Source organism: Streptomyces sp. SID5910, assembly GCF_009862125.1.
Taxonomy (GTDB): Bacteria; Actinomycetota; Actinomycetes; order Streptomycetales; family Streptomycetaceae; genus Streptomyces.
In genome coordinates this window covers 1-1651 of sequence record NZ_WWHX01000984.1, presented here as the reverse complement: position 1 = coordinate 1651, position 1651 = coordinate 1, and the positions used below count along the sequence as shown (strand labels likewise).

General features: G+C 70.4%; 1 protein-coding gene. It reads left to right on the top strand.

What is annotated here, in order from left to right:
- A partial coding sequence (locus GTW67_RS35105) for a type I polyketide synthase (protein WP_237519180.1) occupies positions 1-1651 on the top strand: 1651 nt, incomplete at both ends.

Here is a 1651-nt window from a genome sequence, read left to right as displayed (position 1 = left end):
TGTTCGTGGAGTCCAGTGCGCATCCGGTGCTGACGTTGGGTGTGGAGCAGACTGCCGAGACGCACACCGACACGCCCGTCACGGCGGTCGGTACGCTGCGCCGCGGAGAGGGCGGTCCGGGGAGGTTCGTCACGTCGGTGGCGGAGGCGTTCGTCGGCGGCGCGACCGTGGACTGGGCGAAGCTGTTCGAGGGTACGGGTGTCCGGCGCGTCGAACTGCCCACGTACGCCTTCCAGCGTCGCCGCTACTGGCTGGACGCGGTAGCTGACCGTGGGGCCGAGCACGTGCCTGAGCGGACGGCCGAGCAAGCTGCTGAGCCGATCGCCGAGCCCGTGGAGGACAGCGCCTCGGCGCTCAGGCGACGACTGGCGGGGCTGAGCGAGGAGGAGCAGGCGGACCTGCTCCTGGAACTGATCCGTACCCAGGTCGCCACGACACTGGGGTACGAGGGACCCGAGGGGGTGGACCCCGGGCGGACGTTCAAGGAACTGGGCTTCGACTCGCTGGGCGCCGTCGAGTTCCGTAACCGTCTGAACGCGACGACCGGGCTGCGCCTGGCGACCACCCTGCTGTTCGACTACCCCACGCCGGCAGTCCTCGCGCGTCGCCTGAGGACCTCCCTCCTCGGCGCGGATCCGCTGAGCAGCGCCCCGGTGCGGGCCACCGTGTCCCACGACGAACCCATCGCGATCGTCGGGATGGGCTGCCGATTCCCAGGCGGGGTGCAATCGCCGGAAGACCTGTGGCAGTTGATCGTGTCCGACGGGGACGCGATCGGCGAGTTCCCCCGGGACCGGGGATGGGACCTGTCCGCCCTCTACTCACCGGATCGGGGCCGACCGGGCAGCACGTACGCCCGCGAGGGCGGCTTCCTCTATGACGCCGGCGACTTCGACCCCGAGTTCTTCGGCGTCTCGCCGCGCGAGGCGTTGGCGATGGACCCGCAGCAGCGTCTGCTGCTGGAGACGTCGTGGGAGGCGTTCGAGCGGGCGGGTATCGCTCCCGGCGGCCGGGCGAAGAGTGAGACCGGCGTCTTCGTCGGTGCGATGGCTCAGGACTACGGCCCCCGTATGCACGATGCCTCGGACGGCCTTCAGGGATATCTGCTCACCGGGAGCAGTGTCAGTGCTGCTTCGGGGCGTATCTCCTACACGTTCGGGTTCGAGGGTCCGGCGGTGACGGTGGACACGGCGTGTTCGTCGTCGCTGGTGGCGCTGCATCTGGCGGTGCAGTCGCTGCGTCAGGGCGAGTGCTCTCTGGCGTTGGCGGGCGGCGTGACCGTGATGGCGAGTCCCGGCATCTTCGTGGAGTTCAGCCGACAGCAAGGCGTCGCTGCGGACGGCCGGTGCAAGGCGTTCGCATCAGGTGCCGACGGCACCGGTTGGGCCGAGGGCGCCGGGATGCTGCTGCTGGAGCGCCTGTCGGACGCGCGGCGCAACGGTCACCGGGTGCTGGCGGTGGTGCGGGGTTCGGCGGTCAATCAGGACGGTGCGAGCAATGGCCTGTCCGCGCCGAACGGTCCGTCGCAGCAGCGGGTGATCCGGGCCGCGTTGGCCAATGCCGGGGTGTCCGCTGCCGAGGTCGATGTGGTGGAGGCGCACGGTACGGGCACGAAGCTGGGTGACCCGATCGAGGCGCAGGCGCTGCTGGC